This is a genomic window from Shewanella sp. YLB-07 (assembly GCF_009377275.1).
This window is the reverse complement of the sequence record NZ_VOQB01000002.1, coordinates 586,134-605,993: the sequence shown is the minus strand read 5'-3', so window position 1 is coordinate 605,993 and position 19,860 is coordinate 586,134. Positions and strand designations below refer to the sequence as shown.

Annotated in this window: 16 protein-coding genes and 1 other RNA gene; 6 read left to right on the top strand and 11 right to left on the bottom strand. The window is 43.6% G+C overall.

Features of this window, described 5'->3' with window-relative positions:
• Positions 1-111 precede the first annotated feature (111 nt).
• The 3 genes from FS373_RS06505 to FS373_RS06495 form a co-directional block, all read right to left on the bottom strand.
• A complete protein-coding gene (locus tag FS373_RS06505; protein WP_185976855.1) occupies positions 112-2,931 on the bottom strand; it encodes a TonB-dependent receptor domain-containing protein in 2,820 nt (939 codons plus the stop codon).
• A 621-nt stretch (positions 2,932-3,552) separates the two neighbouring features.
• A complete protein-coding gene (locus FS373_RS06500) occupies positions 3,553-4,752 on the bottom strand; it encodes a porin (RefSeq protein WP_144047257.1) in 1,200 nt (399 codons plus the stop codon).
• A 229-nt stretch (positions 4,753-4,981) separates the two neighbouring features.
• On the bottom strand, positions 4,982-7,417 hold the full coding sequence (locus FS373_RS06495; RefSeq protein WP_152828979.1) for a DNA polymerase II: 2,436 nt from the start codon (positions 7,415-7,417) through the stop codon (positions 4,982-4,984).
• A gap of 131 nt (positions 7,418-7,548) precedes the next feature.
• Here FS373_RS06495 and dinG point away from each other — a divergent pair, with 131 nt between their 5' ends.
• The 5 genes from dinG (at position 7,549) to FS373_RS06470 (ending at position 12,268) form a co-directional block, all read left to right on the top strand.
• The gene (gene dinG / locus FS373_RS06490) at positions 7,549-9,621 is read left to right on the top strand and encodes an ATP-dependent DNA helicase DinG (protein WP_152829103.1); all 2,073 of its coding nucleotides are present in this window, start codon (positions 7,549-7,551) and stop codon (positions 9,619-9,621) included.
• A gap of 9 nt (positions 9,622-9,630) precedes the next feature.
• Positions 9,631-10,404, top strand: a complete 774-nt coding sequence (locus FS373_RS06485) for a sulfite exporter TauE/SafE family protein (protein ID WP_144047258.1) — start codon at positions 9,631-9,633, stop codon at positions 10,402-10,404.
• 2 nt (positions 10,405-10,406) lie between these two features.
• Complete coding sequence (locus tag FS373_RS06480) at positions 10,407-11,081, top strand: primosomal replication protein (RefSeq protein WP_144047259.1); 675 nt, start codon at positions 10,407-10,409, stop codon at positions 11,079-11,081.
• A gap of 9 nt (positions 11,082-11,090) precedes the next feature.
• Positions 11,091-11,789 carry a DUF2057 domain-containing protein gene (locus FS373_RS06475; protein ID WP_144047260.1) on the top strand — a complete coding sequence of 233 codons (699 nt, stop codon included), beginning with the start codon at positions 11,091-11,093 and terminating at the stop codon, positions 11,787-11,789.
• Between the two features lie 209 nt (positions 11,790-11,998).
• Positions 11,999-12,268 (top strand): late competence development ComFB family protein, encoded by a 270-nt coding sequence (locus tag FS373_RS06470; protein ID WP_144047261.1) that lies wholly within the window; start codon positions 11,999-12,001, stop codon positions 12,266-12,268.
• 163 nt (positions 12,269-12,431) lie between these two features.
• On the opposite strand, the gene FS373_RS32680 is transcribed toward FS373_RS06470, so the two are convergent.
• The 3 genes from FS373_RS32680 to FS373_RS06460 form a co-directional block, all read right to left on the bottom strand.
• Positions 12,432-12,512 (bottom strand): hypothetical protein, encoded by an 81-nt coding sequence (locus FS373_RS32680; protein WP_416221750.1) that lies wholly within the window; start codon positions 12,510-12,512, stop codon positions 12,432-12,434.
• Positions 12,513-12,649: 137 nt separating this feature from the next.
• An RNA gene (gene ffs, locus FS373_RS06465) (signal recognition particle sRNA small type) lies at positions 12,650-12,746 on the bottom strand.
• A gap of 149 nt (positions 12,747-12,895) precedes the next feature.
• The gene (locus tag FS373_RS06460; protein WP_144047262.1) at positions 12,896-13,213 is read right to left on the bottom strand and encodes a ComEA family DNA-binding protein; all 318 of its coding nucleotides are present in this window, start codon (positions 13,211-13,213) and stop codon (positions 12,896-12,898) included.
• Between the two features lie 398 nt (positions 13,214-13,611).
• Between FS373_RS06460 and FS373_RS06455 the strand changes: the two genes are divergently transcribed.
• Positions 13,612-14,982, top strand: coding sequence for an SLC13 family permease (locus FS373_RS06455; protein ID WP_152828978.1), 1,371 nt, complete (start codon positions 13,612-13,614; stop codon positions 14,980-14,982).
• Positions 14,983-15,080: 98 nt separating this feature from the next.
• Here the strand turns inward: FS373_RS06455 and FS373_RS06450 are convergent, their stop codons facing one another.
• From FS373_RS06450 to pspB, 5 genes are all read right to left on the bottom strand, one after another.
• Positions 15,081-16,259 carry a trans-sulfuration enzyme family protein gene (locus FS373_RS06450; RefSeq protein ID WP_144047264.1) on the bottom strand — a complete coding sequence of 393 codons (1,179 nt, stop codon included), beginning with the start codon at positions 16,257-16,259 and terminating at the stop codon, positions 15,081-15,083.
• A 129-nt stretch (positions 16,260-16,388) separates the two neighbouring features.
• The gene (locus tag FS373_RS06445; RefSeq protein WP_152828977.1) at positions 16,389-17,564 is read right to left on the bottom strand and encodes a TIGR01620 family protein; all 1,176 of its coding nucleotides are present in this window, start codon (positions 17,562-17,564) and stop codon (positions 16,389-16,391) included.
• A gap of 22 nt (positions 17,565-17,586) precedes the next feature.
• A complete protein-coding gene (locus FS373_RS06440) occupies positions 17,587-19,041 on the bottom strand; it encodes a YcjX family protein (protein ID WP_152828976.1) in 1,455 nt (484 codons plus the stop codon).
• A gap of 48 nt (positions 19,042-19,089) precedes the next feature.
• Positions 19,090-19,485 carry an envelope stress response membrane protein PspC gene (pspC, locus tag FS373_RS06435; RefSeq protein WP_144047266.1) on the bottom strand — a complete coding sequence of 132 codons (396 nt, stop codon included), beginning with the start codon at positions 19,483-19,485 and terminating at the stop codon, positions 19,090-19,092.
• A gap of 137 nt (positions 19,486-19,622) precedes the next feature.
• Positions 19,623-19,856, bottom strand: a complete 234-nt coding sequence (gene pspB / locus FS373_RS06430; protein WP_005502001.1) for an envelope stress response membrane protein PspB — start codon at positions 19,854-19,856, stop codon at positions 19,623-19,625.
• Positions 19,857-19,860 lie beyond the last annotated feature (4 nt).

Sequence of the window (19,860 nt, the reverse complement as noted above, 5' to 3'; positions counted from 1 at the left end):
ACACATCTGACAAAGAGATACTGAAGTAATTCTAGAGACATTTTAATATAAAAAATGCCTATCAGTGATCACCGATAGGCATTACAAAATTAAAATCTATATCTTAATTATTTAAAACTTTTGCGATATTCTTACAAATGCACCACGACCATTAACTCTATAAGTTTCAGGGATTGTGCTAGCGTTAAATCCTTGATCAAGATATGGAGCTTTTTCATCGGTAATGTTAGTTACACCAAGAGTTATCTTTGTATTAGTTGGGAAAATATATGAACCCGTAATATCATGATACAACTGCGACTCAATATGTTGGTCTTGTTCATCGAAGAAGAAATATGGAGACTCAATTGAAGATATATATTCAGCACTATAAGTAATCGAAATATCTTCTAAACCCCAATTGAGAAAGAAATTAGCTTTATCAGTTGGATAAACATCTCTTGCAGTAGAAGTATCGATTCGCCCATTCAATTCAATTACATCAGCACCTTCATATGCAGTTTTCTCACGCTCAATTAAATGCGTCCAGTTTAAGCTTGTACGCCAATCACCAATACTAGTAGAAAAACTGTAAGTAATCTCAGTATCTAAACCCGTCGCTTTTTCGTCTGCAAGGTTAAGGTTGGTAGTATTGATTGTATCGATATTACCACTTGGCATACGATTTATCTGACCACAAGCTTCATCAATTCCTTCTTCATAACACAGATCCATAGTCGCTTGAGCACCTAAACCATCGATGCCTTTAGTTAACTCTATATCCCAGTAATCAACGGTTAAGCTAAAACCATCAATAAACTCTGGAGACCATGCCAAACCAACCGTAAATGTATCACCTTCTTCAGGTTGCAATTCTGGGTTACCACCAGAACGACCACGAACCTGAGTATCGGTTTGCTCATATCCACCAGCAGCTACACCAGATGCCATACAACGTGCTTGTCCATCAGCACTTAAGCCACCGTAGTTAATCGTACTACATGGATCGACAGCTTGGTCGAAATCATCGGCTGGCGAGCTGAACAGCTCATCTACAGATGGAGCTCGGAAAACATTACCCGCTGTAGCACGAACAAGTAAACTAGAAATCGGCATATACTTCAGTGAACCTTGTACCGAAGTATTACCACCAAATGAACTAAAGTTATCATAACGAACACCGACATTAGCTTCTAAGAGTTCAGCACCCGGAACACCAGCTAAAATAGGAACAACAAACTCACCAAAGAGACTGTTTACACGGTAACCGCCTTCAGTACCCGCTCCTTTGTTACCTGAAACTGCACCTTTCGCTTTACCCGAGTCAGGTGAATAAGTGTACTGTTCATCACGATATTCATAACCTACACTCATTCCAACATAACCTGCAGGTAATTCAAACAGTTCTGAATTAGTGAGGTTAAGAGTTAATACATCTTGACGAGTATTGTATGTATCTGTGAGGTCGGCTTCAACATAGTCCAATGCTTCTTGAGAAATATTTCCTTCCCCAAACATGTTCATTGGAGTACAACCTTCGATAATCGCACCAGCTTCACCACACTTTACGACACCATCCGTGTCCATAAAAGAAGCACCTAATGCATTAGCAATGTTTGCAGCAACAAACTGACCTTTATCTATATCTGTACGTGTACGGTAGCCCCAATTATAAGTGGCATTCCATTCCCAAACCTCAGCGAACTCACCAGAGAAACCTGCAACAGCTTGAACGTTAGTTACATCTTGTGAGAACTCTCGGTTACTTTCAGTAACACGACGTCTAACATCTGTTACATCTACACCGAATGGGTTGTAATAACTGTCGGCTGAAATACCTTGAGCAGCATTACCGTCAGCATCTCTCACATTTGCACCTGGATCAAATCGAGAATCATAAGGCATTGGAGCTAAACGCTGAATAGATTTACGATTACTCAAACGAATTGCACTTTCAAATCTCACAGAATCAGAGATTTCGAAATTCCCTTCAGTAAAGACGTTGATGCGTTCAAACGGGGTTTGTAGGTAGTTTACTGGAGAGTAATTATAAAAATCATTATTTGCATCACGGAAACAACTCGTTGATGCAGGGACACTACCACTACATCCAGCTAGACTAGGATCAAAAACTTGTCCGCCAGTAGCACCATTAGGTAAGAATCGACCATTTGGAATACGTGAAGACCCCCAAAAAACAGAGTTATCATCAGTTAGGCCATTCTTTTCAAAATCTTCAACATCCCCTACGTGCAGAGGCTCTTGGAAATGCTTAACACCTTCGTACTGTCCCTGTACAGCGCCTTCTTGCTTGTTGTACTCTGCACCGAAAACGATATTACCACCGTCAAAAGCTTTACCCGCGATTAATGAAACAGAATCGTTAGCGGCCCCATCAGTGATTTCTGTCCACTCTTTTCGCTGAACACTAATTTCAACACCTTCGAAATCATTGCGAGTAATGATGTTTACAACACCAGCAACGGCATCTGCACCGTAAATAGCAGAAGCACCATCTTTAAGAATTTCAACACGCTTAATCATAGATGCTGGAATAGTTTGAAAGTCACCACCATCAACCGTACGTTTACCATTAATAAGGACTAGAGTTCTAATTGATCCCAAACCACGTAAGTTTACAGTTACAGCCCCCGAACCGCCATTGTTTGTCGTCGAAGTAACCACACCACCGTTCATTGCTGGAAGTTTTTGAATTAGCTGACCGATATCAGTGATACCGAGATCTTCAAGCTGACTTCTTTCAATTACTGTAACTGGGTTGGCACCTTCAATATCTACTCGTTTGATACGTGAACCCGTTACTGAAATTCTCTCTACGTTTGCAGACTCATCAGCCGCAAAAGCTGTTGGAGCTGTAATTGCTGCTGTTGCTGCAGCACCACTAATTAGTGCGAAACGCACTGAATTAGCTAATAAGCTATTTTTGTACATGTTGTTTCTCCCTGGACTCTTATTTTTTATATTTTTTAAATGCATTAGAATGAACACAAATCGTTACATTGGAATACATTCGCAAACAAATAAGACCACACATGAAACATTTAATCAACAAGTACACGCTAACTTTCACAGACGTTCCAGTTTATTGATTATTTTGTATACAATAAAGATTTATAAGCTGATTTAAATCCTCACAAGAGTTGTAGTAAAATGCTCAGCGGTAAGAGAAGGAATGAACAAGAAGAAGGGATTAACTTTCGACATTATTAATTATCGATTTAAAAACAGCACATTAGAGTCACGAGAAAACATGGATATCGCTTTTGAATTTTTCATTCCCCTCATAACAAGATTAAATTAAGAGTGTTTTGACATAATTAAACTTGTATATGTCGACTCTAGCTCTCTACCACAGTTCTCGTTTACGTAAACTTTAATGTACGGTTTGTCAGTTTTTGTTTTTCAATCTGGAAAATAGAGTCTAGGAGATAGTAGTCATATATATTTGATGGGTTGGTTAATTACACAAGAATATTTACCCATATGAAGTATTCTTCGCACATAAAAAAACGCCCGTATAGGGCGTTTACAACAAGCTAAGTAGCCAGCTTATTACATGTAGTATCTAATGCCGATTGCCACGCCATCACTCTCATCTGGAGTCTGGTTTGCAACATTGAAGTCACTCATGTCTTTACGGGCTTCGATGTAAAGCATTGTCTGCTCATCCCACACATAGTGAAGACCCGCTACAATAAACTGACGCTTAAACTCGCCATCATTATAAAGTGCTTCATAAGCGTCGCCAGCCTTTAGGTAGTTATAAGCAAAGATAGGCTTAAGACCATTATCAAACTTGTAGCTGAACAGTGATTCAAGACCTACAGCATCAGGCATTAAACGACCAATGTTATCTGTATCATGGAATTCGTTCTTGTTGATGTTAATCGCCGCATAGAAACCAGGTTGTTCAAACCCGCCCCAAGTCAAACCAGCACCATAGATGTAGTCTGTTTCAGAGATACCTTCACCAGACTCCAAAGTACCGTCAAACTCACCTAAGTTAAAACCAGCAGTAAGCGTTAGCATATCTGTGGCAGCATAAGTGATAGAGCCACCAACAGTATTGTTGTATTCAATTGTACCTAAAGAGTCACCCGTAATAGCCATTGGGCTACCGATCATCACGCTATTATCAGCTGTCGGGAACATTAAAGAATTATCTTCAATCAGATCAAAACTATCTTGCTTTAGCTGCACTTGCAGGCCGAAGCTGACATCACCGAATGCATTACGGTATTGAACTGTGTTATCACCACGACCAGTACCGTTTACTGCACCATCGGCCTTGTTGTAAGTGTAAGTACCCGACGCATTACCATCCCAAGTGTTTACCAGGTTGGTGTTATAGACTACGTCGTACCAAACGCCCCACTGCTTACCGATAGAGAGTGAACCATACTTATCGTGTGCAAGACCTGCATAACCGAGACGGTTGGTAAGGAAGTCACCACTTTGAGATTCGAAGTTACTCTCGCTACTGTAAACAATGTCACTAGTACCAAATGGGTTTACACCCCACTCAAGTTTTACAAATGTTTTCCAGTCATTATCCATGTCACGGGTAAAACCAAAGTTGATACGTGATGAACCATTTACCACCTCTGTAGCACCTTGAGTGTTGATGATGCGGGCATCCATCCAACCGCCGATCTCTACTGAGTTTTTGTCATCTTTATAGATTTCAATTGCCGATACTGACGGGACAAATATGACGGCTGCCAATGCCGATGCTACTAAAGTTCTTTTCATGTGATGTCTAACCTTTATGTTTTCAGTCTGCTTGGTTCTATTTTTTGTCATTCCATTGTTCTTTGTCTTCCTAGTTGCAGCTGAGGTTAGCAAAAGATTAGTTATCGCTCAAAGACGAAAGTCACAAAAACCACCTGTTTTTTCATCATTTTAACCAAGAAAACCTTTTTATAGCAGACGATAAACCATTTGTTAACATAAAAGCAGAACAATCTTAAGAAAGTACTCACTAAATTAACGACATCTGCTTAGAGCTGATGTCCGAGAAGCGTTTATCGAGCAAACCTAGAACAGGTTCGGCGATGGGGGCAAGCTGCCTTGTTAAATAGTAATGATAATCAATAATAGATTGACGATACTTAACCGGTTCGGCGCCGTTGAGTGTCATAAGGTACTCAATTTTAGTCCCCCTCTTTGAGAAACGCTCAGAGCCTGAAAAGTCGCACATCATTTTCGCCGCCTTAACATGAGGAGATGACTTAGCCGTATAATCGGCAATATCTCTACGCAGGCGCTTACTAAAGACGAGTTCTTCATCCAACTTGCCTTGCATCAAGTCATTGACCACCTCTTGTAAGAAGGCCATCACATCTTCTTTAGAAAATAGCCGGTAATAGAGTGCCTCTTGTATACGTCTGGCAAGCGGACTCCAGTCACTGCGCACTTGCTCCATTCCTTTAAAGACGAGCTGCAATTCTCCTTCATGATTAGTAAAAGCACCTACGTATCGTTTCTTAGACCCTTCAGTAGAACCTCTGAGAGTTGGCATAAAAAACTGCTCATAATGACATTCAAATTCCAACTCTAGATGACACGCTAAATTCATCTCTTTATCTAACTTATGTTTCCATCTAGTGTTAATCGTTTCAACTAAGCCCTTACCTATCTTATCGACATCGATATCCGTCGGATCTTTCCCCAGCCAGACAAAGGTTGAATCGGTATCGCCGTAGATGACCTGGTAGCCAAGTTCCTCAATCCAGGCTCGTGTCTGTTTCATTATCTGATGACCCCTTAGGGTAATAGAGCTAGCAAGCCTGGCATCATGGAATACACAACCACGGGAGCCTAATACGCCATAGAGAGAGTTCATAATTATCTTTATGGCCTGTGACAGCGGCGCATTATTTTCGCTCTTCGCCTCTTCCCTATGCTCCGAGAGTGTTTTAATCAGCTCTGGTAATATGGGAGAATCCCGGCTAAATTTTGCTCCCAAGAAACCCTCAACATTATCTGCTTCAGGTTCCGACAGTCCCTTGATAAGTCCTTTAGGATCGATTAAGAAGGTTCTGATGATGGAAGGATAAAGGCTCTTAAAGTCGAGCACTAAGATATGCTTATAAAGGCCGGGGATAGAATCCATCACATAGCCACCCGGACTCTCTAATCCTTGGCTAGTAGCCATTGCGGGGGCAACGAAACCCGCCCTGTGCAGGTGAGGCAAGTATAAGTTATTGAATGCCGCTACCGAGGCGCCGACTCTGCCGAGCTCTAACCCGGTCAGCCTAGAACGCTCTAAAGCAAACTCAAACAACTGGGTTTTCTTGAACACATCCCACACCAAGCGGCTATCGGTTAAATTATAGTGGGCGAGCGCTGCTTTATTATGATGAAATAGCTCGGTTATCTCCTCTCCTCGATTCTCAACCCCCTTCTTACCGCTGGGCAATGCTTTGCCCTCCTCGAGCAAGGCACGTGCAACAGACTCTAATGAGAAACTATCGAATCGATAGAATGCCGCCTTTAACCAATCAATGCCGTCTAACACAACTCTGCCGGGCAGAGAAAGAGTCTCAGGACGGTACTTATCCGGAATTTTCCAGCTCAGTTCAGCGCCTCCCCTGCCGATTGCAAGCTTGATCCCATGTAGTTTTGCTCTTCTATAAACAAGCGCCAGATCGAACGTCACCACGGCCCAACCTATGATGATGTCAGGATCATACTCTGCAAACCAATCAATTAAACTGAGGATAAGTCCTCTCTCATCAGCTACCCACTCTATATAATCAGCTTGGTCATCAGATATTGCCGATGTATCGCTGCTTATCTCACAAGGTGAGCCCACCATGATCACTTTCTTATACTCGTCATTTGATGTCTTGCCGTAGAGGCCGACCGAGTAAAGCTCGCCCGACATACTGCATTCAAAATCGAGAGATATGGCTTGAAGTTGGATATCAACAGAGTTTTTTCTTGCTCGAGTGGCAGTAAAACTGGCCAGTCCTCCCTGCTTTTGAGGATCGAATTGACCGATAAACTCTACATCCAGCGCTATGTATCTCTCTATCAAGTATCTGTGTTCTGGACGAATATCAGTTTCAAACAGAGGAATGCCGAGATCGACAGCGCCTCTGATCACCTGTCTGAATACTTGTGATGAGCTCGCATAAATGGCGGTGACAGGGTCGCTATTAAAGTTATTAAGCGGCAGATCCACCAGTCTTAGTTTTGCTGACTGCGGCAATGCTTGCAGACTGGGCACAGCAGATGTTGCACAGAAACACATATATTCAGCATGAGGAACTTTGACTAAAACGGGGCCATCGGTGGTTTTAATATAATAATGCAGCCAAGCCATACCCGAATGCTGCACCGTATGGCGAGAAAGAATCCGCCCCTTAACCGATGAGGTTCCACTGAGCTCTAAAGAGGGCTTTACTGACATAATTTGTCTATCCAAAACAAGGACTCGATGAAAATGGGATCACATTTAACTCAATAATATAAAATTAGAGTAGTTAAGGCTATGCAATCACTGTTATTATGTACAGCTCTATTTCTCTTCCATATATACCTATGCTATCGGCCGACGTAAAAACACAGATCCGCTCCATATATAAAGGTATTGCAAACTCCTTGCCTGACTTTCGTCCAAGGCGTGAGCAAAACTACATAGTCGCCGAAATATCTAAGACCTTAGCCGGTGAATACGATAAAAGCAGGCGAATTATCGTGGTCGAAGCTGGCACAGGGATAGGTAAATCATTAGCCTACATATTAGGCTCTATTCCATTGGCACTGGCCAGTAAGAAAAAAGTCTGTATCGCCACTGCGACCGTAGCCCTGCAAGAGCAGCTGTTGCACAAGGACCTGCCCTTCTTTTTACAGCAATCTGAGCTAAACTTTACCTTCGGTTTAGTCAAAGGTCGGCAACGCTATGTTTGCCTATCTAAATTAGAGATGTTAATCGGATCCGATAACAGCACTCAGATGGCGATGTGGCAGACCAAACCCGACAACAGCCAGATAAAGCTGCTGCAGACATTATTGAAGCAGTACCATGAAGGTAAATGGAACGGCGAGCGTGACACCTTAGTCAAACAGCTCCCCGACCACCTATGGCAGCAGATAGCTTGTGATAAACACAGCTGTCACAGACAACTCGCCAGCCACAGGAATTGTCCTTTCCATAAAGCACGTGAAGATATCGATAACTGGGATGTGTTGATCGCTAACCACAGCCTCTTGTTTGCCGATCTGGAACTAGGTGGTGGAGTCATTCTGCCCGATCCCGAAGACGTGTATTACATCATAGATGAAGCTCACCACCTGCCAATGGTTGCCAGAGACTTCTCCAGCGCACAAACCACACTCAGGGGCGCAGTCGACTGGCTGGAGAAAATAGAGAAGACCTGTAGCAAGTTACAAAACCAAATAAAGAGTAACCACATCATAGGCCCGGCGCAGGCAATGCAGGACCATATTACCGATCTTACGGGTCAACTCACTCAGATAGCTCATTTTTGTGATAGTCAAACACACAGGTTCGACAATCCTGAGAATCGTTTACGCTTCGAGCATGGCAAGCTACCCCAGGCGCTGCTTATCCAGGCAGAGAACTTAGCCACGGTATCGACTACGGCCCTCAAGCAGTTCAATAAGATGTTAGCCTTGCTCAGTGAAGCCATAAAAGATGGCGATATTCCAAAACATCAAGCCGAACAGCTGCTCACAGAAACGGGCTTCATGTTGCAGAAGCTGGAAAATCTCCAGAAGCTGTGGAAGATGATGGCGAAGGAAGATCACCCCAAAGGGGCTCCTATGGCACGCTGGATTGAAATATTAACCGGTAAACAGACAGATTACCTGTTCAGTGCATCCCCCATAGAAGTCGGCTTCATGTTAGAAAAGCTACTTTGGGATAAGGCCGCAGGTGTGGTGCTTTGCAGCGCGACTTTACGAGCCTTAAATAATTTTAATCATTTCACCCATCAAGTTGGCCTGTCACTCAACGACGGTAGCCGCTTTCTAGCCATGGACTCGCCCTTCGACTTTGAACAGAATGCTACCCTGTTTCTGCCTCAGATGAACAATGAGCCTACGGACGAAAAATTCACCGAAGAACTCGCCCAGCAGATCTTAGCCCTGATTGAAGGTGAGATGGCCACCTTAGTCTTATTCGCATCTTATTGGCAGATGGAGAAGGTCGTCGATATGGTCGAGAGTAAGATCAAAACAGGCTTACTGATCCAAGGCACTATTTCCAGACAAGAAATTTTATCGGCCCATAAGAAACGATGCGATAACGATGAACCTAGTATCATATTCGGTACAGGTAGCTTCTCTGAAGGATTAGATCTACCGGGCGATTACCTGACTAACTTGATCATCACAAAACTGCCTTTTGCGGTGCCCACCTCTCCCGTCGAACAGGCTCACGCGGAATATATCAAGATAAAAGGCGGAAATCCCTTCATGCAGCTGACAATCCCCGATGCTTCGCGCAAATTAATACAGAGTTGTGGTAGATTACTACGCAACGAGCAAGACTATGGACGTATCACGATTTTAGATCGACGTTTAGTCACTAAACGGTATGGAAAATCACTGCTCGATGCACTCCCCCCCTTCAGACGCGTAATTGAGTAGGATTTTTTTTTGGATTTACTGTTTGAACCCAGCACTTGGGCCATTCTAGCCGGGATCGGTTTACTCGCAGGTTTTATCGACGCCATCGCGGGAGGTGGAGGTTTACTCTCTATTCCGGCCCTTCTCGCTTTGGGCATCAATCCTCATACGGCACTGGGCACCAATAAATTAGCCGCATGCTTTGGGTCTTCTACGGCTGCCTATACCTATTATAAACAAAACCTATTCACGCCTCAGTTGTGGTACTACACCTTTATAGCCACTTTTTTCGGCGCGATAGCTGGCACCTTCATCGTCTCTCTTATCGATAGCCGTTGGTTAGAAAAACTGCTACCACTGATGATCATGATTATTGCGATTTACACGCTACTCAAACCCAATGCCATGGGCTGCAATACATTCACACCACTTAAGCAACCAGCGTCTAAAATTAAGCAATGGCTCCAAGGCTTTCCACTTGGATTTTATGATGGCTTCGCCGGGCCTGGTACAGGCGCATTCTGGACTATAACCAGTACCACTTACCATAAGCTGCCGCTTCTTCACAGCTGTGGCTTAGCCAGAGCAATGACATTCACCAGTAATCTCACCTCTTTAGTGATCTTTCTCACACTTGGGCAAGTGAATGTCATTATCGGTCTTTCAATGGGTCTATGTATGATGCTAGGTTCCTTTATCGGTGCAAGAACGGCGATAAAATTCGGCGTCCAGTTTATCAGACCCGCATTTATCACTCTGGTATTGTTGATCGCGGCAAAGTTAGCTTGGGATGCATGGGTCTAACTATGAATACGAATGAACTCCTAAGGCAGTTATCAGTCCAATTGAAGCAGCTAGAGCAGGACGTGCTTCAACACGATGCTAATTTGCCCAAGAGAGAGCAGAAACTGCTTAGAGATACCGACAGATTTAACGACCAACTCTTTATCCAATCCGGCGCTAAGCTTGCGCCCTGTATAGAACAGATAAACAAGAGTATTAAGCAGCTAGGTCAGCTGATAAAAGGTAACATATCTACCCATACCATAGCCTTGAGCTGTGAACGTATCCAAGATAGGTTTACCGCCGTAAGAAGAGCGCTAAATACCACCTCATTAGGGGCCAATTCGGCATCGCAGCAAAGAGCTTTTCGAGTCGCCCAAGCAAAGAGGCGTAGAAATAAGTCCCACGATGAGAGCGGCTTCAATTGGATCGCCGCCGGAGTCATGCATAATAGTCACCAACTGTATGCAGAGCTCAACAAACATCTCAATTGGGTGAGTAAATTTGAACAGAAAATCCTCATTTTGCAATCACAACTGAATAACTGTCATAGTGCTGACAAAATCCAGATGCAAAATGAGATCCTGTTGGTTCATCGACGACTAGGAAAGTGTCGACAAGCCATCAGCTATATAGAAGATCGCATTCAAGCGTTTGAGCGTCCATTCTCTCAAAACTATAAGCCTTTTAATCGTTAAGGAGCAACAATGAAGTCACTCATGTCTATCACCGCAATCTTGGCTCTGCTGGGTTCATCTTCGGCCCTGGCAGCTAATTTGAATATCCCAATGTCATTTGAATATCTGGCCATCGACGGTAAGAAAGTCGAAAGCAGTTTATTCAGCCATAAATCAGATCTTGAATTAGGCCAGGGCACACACAAGATTGCGATCCGTTACCATGATATGGTTCAAGATGATTTCAGTGACAGTGAAAGCTTTATCAAGTCATCTCCCTTCATCGTTACCCTTGCAGTTGATGGCGACTATGAGTACACATTGAAGCCCGCCGATGGCGACATCGTAAAACAACCTAAGTCTTTCGCTAAATCTCCGCAGGTGGTGATCACCCGCACTGACAAGGGGACTGTAAATTATAAGGTCCTTCAAACAGACTTCACCGAAGACTCCTTCGTGACTAGCCTATTTGGTGGCGGAAATAAACAAGACATTGCAGCGATAACGACTGCTGCTACTGGTGGAGCTGTGATTGCAGCCTCGGCAAGTTCGACACCGACGGCTCCAGTCAGTATCCCGGCCCCAATTGATGCTATGCCAATGGTTCCGGCTGCAGGGAATAAAGCCGATAAAGGCGAGCATGCCCAACAGATGTTGCAGTACTGGTGGCTTCATGCCGATGATAAGACCCGTAAAGAGTTTATGGGTTGGGCCATTCAGCAGCTATAAATACAGCGTCCATCTCGCATAAAAGCCAAACGCCAGCATAACTTGCTGGCGTTTTTGTATCCGGATTTAGTAGAGGTGAGAGGCATTAATGCCGAATTAGCGCTAAAGTTATCTTTGAAGATATTGCACTTTTCTATTGCCGCTATATAAATATGATTGCAAACTAAACTATCTTTCTTATTAGACACTAACTGTCACGGAGCATCTGCATGCAATTAGAAATTCGAAACTATTACGAAGTCCTTCTTATGGAACTCTTGTCCGATGAAGGATTACTCGATGAATTACCGGAAGACTATCTGGCAGATCTTTGTTGTGTCACTCTAAACCAGCTCCCGGTTCGCTATATACGGCATCTGGTCGATACCTATTTTTTTGAGGATTACAGTGAGCTGTCCGAAATGAGATCTGAAATCCAAACCGCATTGGAGAAATCGAGAGCATTTCTCAAGGCTAACTTGCATAAGAAAAACAGCTGAAAATAATGGTTAGTCACTGAAGAAGTATTTTGAAATAGAAAAGGATGAACTAGGGGAGATTGGAGGTTCCCCTAGAGCCACACATCAGTACATTAGTCACTTGCAGTGCTCCCTTGCATCTTCTTATAAAGTTGACCAATACTTGCAGTGACTTACGAGCAGCTTAAAATCTGTCTTTGGTGGCTAATGACTTTCTCAGCTCGCGCTTGCCAATACTAGAACGCAGAATTTCAGGTACGACTATACGCGCATACCATAACCAGATTGGAGCAAATAAGGAGAGTTTGTACTGAACTGATTCTCACGAAATGTACCACCAGAGGTGATTATGACGTAAGCTATTGATGTATAGGATATTGATGTACCAGGAGATTGGAGGTTCCCCTAGAGCCACACCCCGGCACATGAGTCACTTGCTGCGGTTGCTCCCTTCCAGGCCTGGCCGAGTTCACAAGTTATCATTGCGAGGGGACCCTAAGGTCACCATTGCTTTCTTTGAGTAAAATACCTCAGAGAACGGCGAGCATTATCTACTAAGCCCGCCGAGCAATCAAGTCCTAAACAGCAACTATCGTCTTGTTGACTGCTGACTGCTGTTTCTATAAACAGATAGTCTATAGATCTGAGCTATAAGCTTAGAAATACCCTATTTTTCTCAACAAGCTTAGGCCCGATACCCTTCACATTTGAAAGATCACCGATCACCTTAAACTTGCCGTTAGTCTCTCTATATTCGACAATCGCTTTCGCTTTTGATTCACCTATTCCCTTAAGTAAAACCAATTCCTCTATTGAAGATGTGTTGATATTGACATTAAGCTGTTGAACTTGGCGTGCATTTTCATTTTGATGGGTCGTTTTCGATTGGCTAGAAACCTCACCAGCGTAGACGCTGAGTGAAAAAATTGCAGCCATAAGTGTCGCAGATACGAGTGTGCTTTTCATAGTAACTCCATGTTGAGTATTATTCCGTTAATATGCAGCCGTTAATCCATTTATCCCTAGCCACTCATTAAATGTAGATCAAGCCCTCACTTCTTGCCATTTTTAGATCTAACGGCAACCCAAAAGAAGTTAAACCGGACGGGTGTCACAGTTTTTAGTTTTGGAAATTTTCATTTTGACAAGCTTTTAAGAAGGTGAGTGCAAATTTGAAATTCAATCACATATTTTTTCGATCAGAGCGCCGTAAGACTTGTCACACAAATGGCTAAAACACCATACCTGTCACTCAATCATTTCTACTTGAATGTAACAAAGATACACCTCAAATTATTATGCCGAAGTCCTCGTCTAGGTTAGTGTGTGCTAAATATAATAATGAGAAAGAAGGTCGAACTTAGATGGAACAGATCAAAAAAAATACCGGTGCCCCACAGAAAAAACTGGTCATATTATTCACCGATATTGTCCTTTTTATCATGCTGTATAACTTTCTTCCCTTCGAAGAAGGCATTAATACTGGTTTATCAATTCTGATCTTCGCTGCCATCTTGTGGTTAACTGAAGCGATTCATATCAGTATTACAGCAATATTAATCCCTATTCTTGCTGTTGTTCTCGGCGTCTTTGAAACCAAAGTGGCGATGAGTAACTTCGCTAACCCAATCATATACCTTTTCTTCGGTGGGTTTGTACTAGCAGCGGCCCTGAACCATCAAGGAATAGATAAACTCATAGCACAAAAGGTGCTAACCGCCTCGAAAGGAAAACTTAGCATTGCTTGTATGTTACTTTTTGGCATAACGGCTTTACTCTCTATGTGGATAAGCAATACTGCAACCGCAGCCATGATGTTGCCTCTGGCACTGGGAATTCTACAGCAGCTTGATTTCAAAGAGCATAAGAACACTTATCTGTTTATGCTTCTTGGTATTGCTTACTCAGCCAATATCGGCGGTATAGGGACTCTAGTCGGCAGTCCTCCTAATGCCATTGCCGCTGCACAAGTTGGTTTAAGTTTCAGTGATTGGCTAGAATTTGGCTTGATCACCGTCGCCTTGATGCTACCAAGTATGCTTATTGCTTTGTATCTGTTCCTTAAGCCCGATCTTTCGGTGATATGTAAAATACCGACTTCTGATACTAAGCTGAATTTTCAGGGTAAATTAACTCTCCTGGTTTTTATTATCACAGTTTGCTGCTGGATATTTAGTAAGCCTATCGCTCAAGCACTTGGAGGCATTGCCCAGTTTGATACTGTGGTTGCACTCGGCGCAGTCGTCACGTTAGCGGGTCTTGGTCTGGTTGAATGGAAGAAGATTGAGCGAACCACAGACTGGGGGGTCTTGATCTTGTTTGGTGGTGGTTTAACATTAAGTGCAATTTTAAAAGCCACTGGCACTAGTGTGTTTCTGGCACACTGGGTTACTGATATTTTCGGTAACACACATATGGCATTATTTACTTTAGCTGTCATCTTCTTTGTAGTGATGCTCACCGAGTTTGCAAGTAATACAGCCAGTGCCGCATTACTAGTACCTGTATTTGCAGCAATTGCCGAACCACTGGGGTTATCCCCTATCATGATATCTGTGCTTATTGGTATTGCAGCCTCTTGCGCCTTTATGTTGCCAGTGGCGACTCCTCCCAACGCCATTGTTTACGGCTCAGGTTTTATCAAGCAGTCAGAGATGATGCGTGCGGGTGTGATAATCAACTTTATCAGTATGTTAGTCCTATACGTTGTTGCTCATACTTTCTGGAGTTTCTAGGCATTATCCTTATAAAAAAGCCACTTCATGAATGACATGATGCGGCTTTTTTATATAGGCTCCATAATGAAATTGGACAAATGTCGATTGGTATTGAGTTATATGTTAGCTAAGCCTTGTTCCAGATCGACAATAAGATCTTCAACTGATTCTAGCCCCACAGATATACGTAATAAATTTTCTCCTATGCCAGCGGCTTCCCGCTGCTCTTTCTCATAGGTAGCATGGGTCATAGAAGCTGGATGTTGTATGAGAGATTCGGCATCACCTAAACTCACCGCGATAGAAAATAATTGCAGACTATTGATAAACTCGATGGACTTGTCTAAGTCTGCATTGAGCTCGAAGGCAATCACTCCACCACCCCTGCGCATCTGTTTACCAAGAAGATACTGACCATAGCTCCCCTCGATTCCCGGGTAATACACCTTAAGTACTTTCGGATGAGATAACAGATATTCGACCACTCTGTCGGCATTATCACAATGCCGTTCCATTCTAACATCTAAGGTTTTGAGCCCCCGCAAGATCAACCAGGCATCATGGGGAGACAAGACTCCACCTAAATCTTTCATGGTCTCAAATTTTATCTTCTCTATCTGCTCATCACTGCCACAGATGATTCCGGCAATGACATCACCGTGTCCGTTGAGATACTTAGTCGCACTATGAACAACCAGATCGATCCCGTGAGCCAGAGGTTGCTGTAGTAAGGGAGTCATAAAAGTATTGTCTATGACGCTTATCAAACCATGCTTTTTTGCAATAGACGCCAGTGCATCCAAGTCAAAAACATCAAGGTGAGGATTAACTGGTGTCTCACAAAAAAGCACTCTGGTCTTATCGGTTATCGCTGCAGAAATCGCATCGAGATCCTTAAAATCAACCAATGAGACGTCGATACCAAACTTGTTTAACTGAGTACTCATGAGTGAAAAGGTACAGCCGTATACGGCCTTGGAAGCAACCAGATGATCGCCTTGTGAAAGGTTAGCCAGCAGCGCCGAAGAAACCGCCGCCATGCCAGAGGCCGTAGCCGCTGCCGCTGCGGCACCTTCGAGTCGAGCCATTTTGCGCTCTAACTCAGCTGTGGTCGGATTACCCAGTCGAGTATAGATATAGCCAGCTTCATCGCCGGAAAACCTGGCACCTCCCTGTTGTGCATTATCAAATACGAAAGTCGCACTCTGGCACAAGGGGGTAACGAGTGCCCCTGAACTGTCTTTGATACGTCCAGCGTGTATGACTTGCGTGGCCTGCTTCCACTTTTCTTGCATAAAATTTCTCCGAGGTCTGCACTTGAGTATCCACCGGCGGTTAATTTTATTATACGTAAATACCGATAGTTATTTAACCATGTACCCAGACACTATCCGGAGTAAACAGCGGATGAGAAATAATCAAGTTCAAGATGTAAAGTCTTTATTACATTTGACTTTTTCTTTGACCTTGCCATTAAATACCGAAGAAGATAACTCCTTAAGATCTAACAATAACTCTTTATGTATTCCTGAAAGCCTTGGCCTGGAAGACTCTTTAAAGGAGAGTGGTCTACACAGTGCCATCGCTTGATAACCTAGACGTGCCGTCAGTAGGCCGCCACCGAGTCCTTGTCCAAGACGGGCGGACAACTTACCGGACATCTCAACTGAAAGCAATTGAGTGCCAAGATCTGTGACAATTTCACTGGTGCCAGCATAGATGATGTTAGTGATAACACCTCTTATCAACTTGATACGGCTCCAATAACCCAATTCAATACCATAGCAGTGGGCAATCTTGACTATCATACGTTGATTTCGCCAGAGAATAATGGCCATATCGAGCACTGCCAGAGGGCTTGCCGCTAATAACAGCGCCGACTCTTGAGCGAAGCGGCGAACAATTTTCTTTGCCACTTTATCTCTATCACTCAATATGATCTCATCGAATAAAATCAACTTTTCAGCATCATTATGCCCATCTCGGCTGGCGTCATGATACTTATTAAAGTCAATGCCTTCAGGTAGATTAGTGATGATATTACCGATAAATTTATCGGCTTCACCCTGCTGCATACTTTGAGCGAGTCTATCCCCGGTTTGTTGCGCCTCTTCCACCGACTTTAGCCTGAGTAAATGACGCCATTCACGAAATATGAGTTTCCCCGCCCATAACGTGATCAATAAAGTCACACTGGAGTACAAACCGAATAACCAAGGGCTCTGTAACCAAGCGTCCCTCAGTCCCAGAGTCGTCTCTGTGATAACCAGGCCGATGAGTCCCATGATGATAAGTTTGGCAAGCACAGACCATCGAGGTTTGACTGTACGTTTGGAACTATTTTCAAATAATCCAGAACGTTCGGATAAGCTGGAGGCGACTTCATTATCTATGACCTCATCGGTCAAGACCTCCTCCTCTTTATCATGAGGGGTCTCAATAAATTGAGCTTGCTCTTCGAATCGCTCAGCTTCCCGAAAGCTTGGCGCTACTTCACCCGCTCTGGATTCAAATACCTGCTTCTGTTTTATCGTATGCTCAGCCTCTTTTTCACTATCTTTCTTATTCTCTTGCGAAGAGGCAGCTTCTCTATCTTTCATATGATTCTCTCAACACGGCCAACTATTTAAGCTTGTCACCGAGCAAAAATTGCAGCAAGTGGTCTAGTCGTATATGTTCAAAATCGGCTTCATCTGATTGAGGAGCATAATTAGGTGGCGCGAAGCTGGTAAACTCAAACCCCTGAGAGCCCCAAAAGTTAGCCCCAGGCAATGATTTTGGCACTTCCCCCGGAAACAGGGTAATTGGCTCTCTCTCATTCAAACTGACACCTTTGACGACTTCTATTTCGCCCTTACCCGATCTGATCATTCCGTGCTGGGTAGCCTTGATGGCACTGATGGCCATGGTCTCGACCTCACAGCCTTCAAACTTCGCCTGTCTCTGACTCTGTTTAACCAGTTGGGTCAGTAATGACAACACATTACCTTGTTGATCCCGGGTGATATGATCTACCTTACTCGCCGCGAAGAGCAGTTTATCGATTCGGGGGGAAAACAGGCGTTTTAATAGGTTAGATTGTCCAAATTTAAAACTCTCCATGATGCCATTAAGCGCTTGTGTCATATCATCGAACTGCTCCTTGCCTCTGTTTAGCGGCGTAAAACAATCGACCAGTAGCAACTGACGGTCAAAGGTAGAAAAATAGTCTTTATAGAAAGGCCTTATCACCTTGTCCTGATACTCTTTGTATCGGGTTTTCAATACTTGATAGGCCGAGTTAGCATGGGTGTTTTCAAGACTTTCCCGCGCATCTTCGGATGTATTTAGCAAAGGAAAAAAAGCCAATACTGGGGAGCCGGCAAACTCACCGGGAAGGAGTAATCGACCCGGCTGAGCATAATAAAAACCATGTTGATGCACGCAATCTACCAATACCTGTCGGTATAACTCGGCGATGTGCTTTAACTCTGCTTCGTCGGCATTAGACCCTAATTCCAGCGAGTCCAAGGCCGTAACAAAATCCGGATAATATTGTGACTTAGCCAATATCGGCTTACGCAGCTCCTGCGCCATGGACCAGTGCTCATAGCTTTGTTTGAGCATAGGCAGGTCGAGTAGCCATTCTCCGGGATAGTCGATAATGTCCAGATACAGGCTGGCGCTATCGGTGAATTTAGCCAATATTCCTTGGCTAGGTTGATATTTGAGGGTTAACCTGATTTCACTAATATTGCGTGTCGATGCAGGCCATTGCGGAACGGCTTGCTTTAAGGCATTCATGCCTAAATCATAGTCGAAACTTGCCACGGTCAAGTCAGGCTGAAGCGCACGCTTTACGCCATACAAACGCTCATCTCTGGTGACTTGCCATAAAGGAAGGTTATTACTCTTTCCTGAGAGACCCGCGTTAAGAAGTTGATTAACAAGGCCTGTGATGAAGGCTGTTTTTCCTGAACCTGAGAGTCCAGTGACTGCTAATCTGATATTTCGATCTGAAGCCCTATGGGCGAATGATTGGGTTTTATTACTGACTGTTTTGCCAAACTTAGATAAAGAGCGGTTGATACGACCCATAGCCTGCACTTAAAGTTATGTGGGCGACAGGGCCGCCCATTGGAAGGATTAAAGGTTATTGATCTCTTGTTTCAAGTCGAAACTGTCCGAGGTGACATGACGTTCCAATTTTTGAAGCCTGATTTCCAAACTTCTAAATTGAGAGTTTACATCACGCAGAGCCATCTTCGGAGGCTCACCCGATTGCCAAACCTTTTTCTTTATTTCTATATCCTTATGCGCTTTTTTATTTTTGTCGGTCCCGGGTTTAATATCTAAAATCATCCAAAGTAATACATAGATGATCAACACAATTCCCGAGCCACCTAAAAGAAATATTGAAGCGGCGACGACTCTTACTAGCCAGGTTTCAAAGCCGAAATAGTCTGCGATTCCAGAACAAACCCCAGCTATTTTACCTGATTGAGGAATGCGATATAAGGTACGTCCTCTAGTGTCACTCATTTCAATTCCTCCGCGTTAAAAGGCCTGCCTCGCCGATTGTAACCACCCTAAGTCTGTTGCCACTATAGCTTACTGCTACTCCCCGATTTAAAGAGTCTGCCCCGCCGGTTGAAACCGCCCAAAGTCTGATGTCACTGTTACTCATTGCGTCCCCTCCATTGTGGTGATTCGCTGTCTAAAATCGCTTCCAATGTATCGATACGTTGAGCCATTTTATCGGCTCTGCCAATGAGCTCATTAAGCTGTGAATACTCTTCTTCAGTAAGTCCCTGGCTCACCTGACGCTTACTGCGGTAGTGAAGTATCAGCCAAATGGGAGCCACGATTATCAGAAAAATAATAATTGGGGCCATTAAAATATCCATGTTCATAACT

What these genes read in the sequence shown, in the direction of transcription:
- FS373_RS06505 (WP_185976855.1), bottom strand. Translation starts at nt 2,931, where the DNA reads ATGTACAAAAATAGCTTATTAGCTAATTCAGTGCGTTTCGCACTAATT.
- FS373_RS06500 (WP_144047257.1), bottom strand. Translation starts at nt 4,752, where the DNA reads ATGAAAAGAACTTTAGTAGCATCGGCATTGGCAGCCGTCATATTTGTC.
- FS373_RS06495 (WP_152828979.1), bottom strand. Translation starts at nt 7,417, where the DNA reads ATGTCAGTAAAGCCCTCTTTAGAGCTCAGTGGAACCTCATCGGTTAAG.
- dinG (WP_152829103.1), top strand. Translation starts at nt 7,549, where the DNA reads ATGCTATCGGCCGACGTAAAAACACAGATCCGCTCCATATATAAAGGT.
- FS373_RS06480 (WP_144047259.1), top strand. Translation starts at nt 10,407, where the DNA reads ATGAATACGAATGAACTCCTAAGGCAGTTATCAGTCCAATTGAAGCAG.
- FS373_RS06475 (WP_144047260.1), top strand. Translation starts at nt 11,091, where the DNA reads ATGAAGTCACTCATGTCTATCACCGCAATCTTGGCTCTGCTGGGTTCA.
- FS373_RS06470 (WP_144047261.1), top strand. Translation starts at nt 11,999, where the DNA reads ATGCAATTAGAAATTCGAAACTATTACGAAGTCCTTCTTATGGAACTC.
- FS373_RS06460 (WP_144047262.1), bottom strand. Translation starts at nt 13,213, where the DNA reads ATGAAAAGCACACTCGTATCTGCGACACTTATGGCTGCAATTTTTTCA.
- FS373_RS06455 (WP_152828978.1), top strand. Translation starts at nt 13,612, where the DNA reads ATGGAACAGATCAAAAAAAATACCGGTGCCCCACAGAAAAAACTGGTC.
- FS373_RS06450 (WP_144047264.1), bottom strand. Translation starts at nt 16,259, where the DNA reads ATGCAAGAAAAGTGGAAGCAGGCCACGCAAGTCATACACGCTGGACGT.
- FS373_RS06445 (WP_152828977.1), bottom strand. Translation starts at nt 17,564, where the DNA reads ATGAAAGATAGAGAAGCTGCCTCTTCGCAAGAGAATAAGAAAGATAGT.
- FS373_RS06440 (WP_152828976.1), bottom strand. Translation starts at nt 19,041, where the DNA reads ATGGGTCGTATCAACCGCTCTTTATCTAAGTTTGGCAAAACAGTCAGT.
- pspC (WP_144047266.1), bottom strand. Translation starts at nt 19,485, where the DNA reads ATGAGTGACACTAGAGGACGTACCTTATATCGCATTCCTCAATCAGGT.
- pspB (WP_005502001.1), bottom strand. Translation starts at nt 19,856, where the DNA reads ATGAACATGGATATTTTAATGGCCCCAATTATTATTTTTCTGATAATC.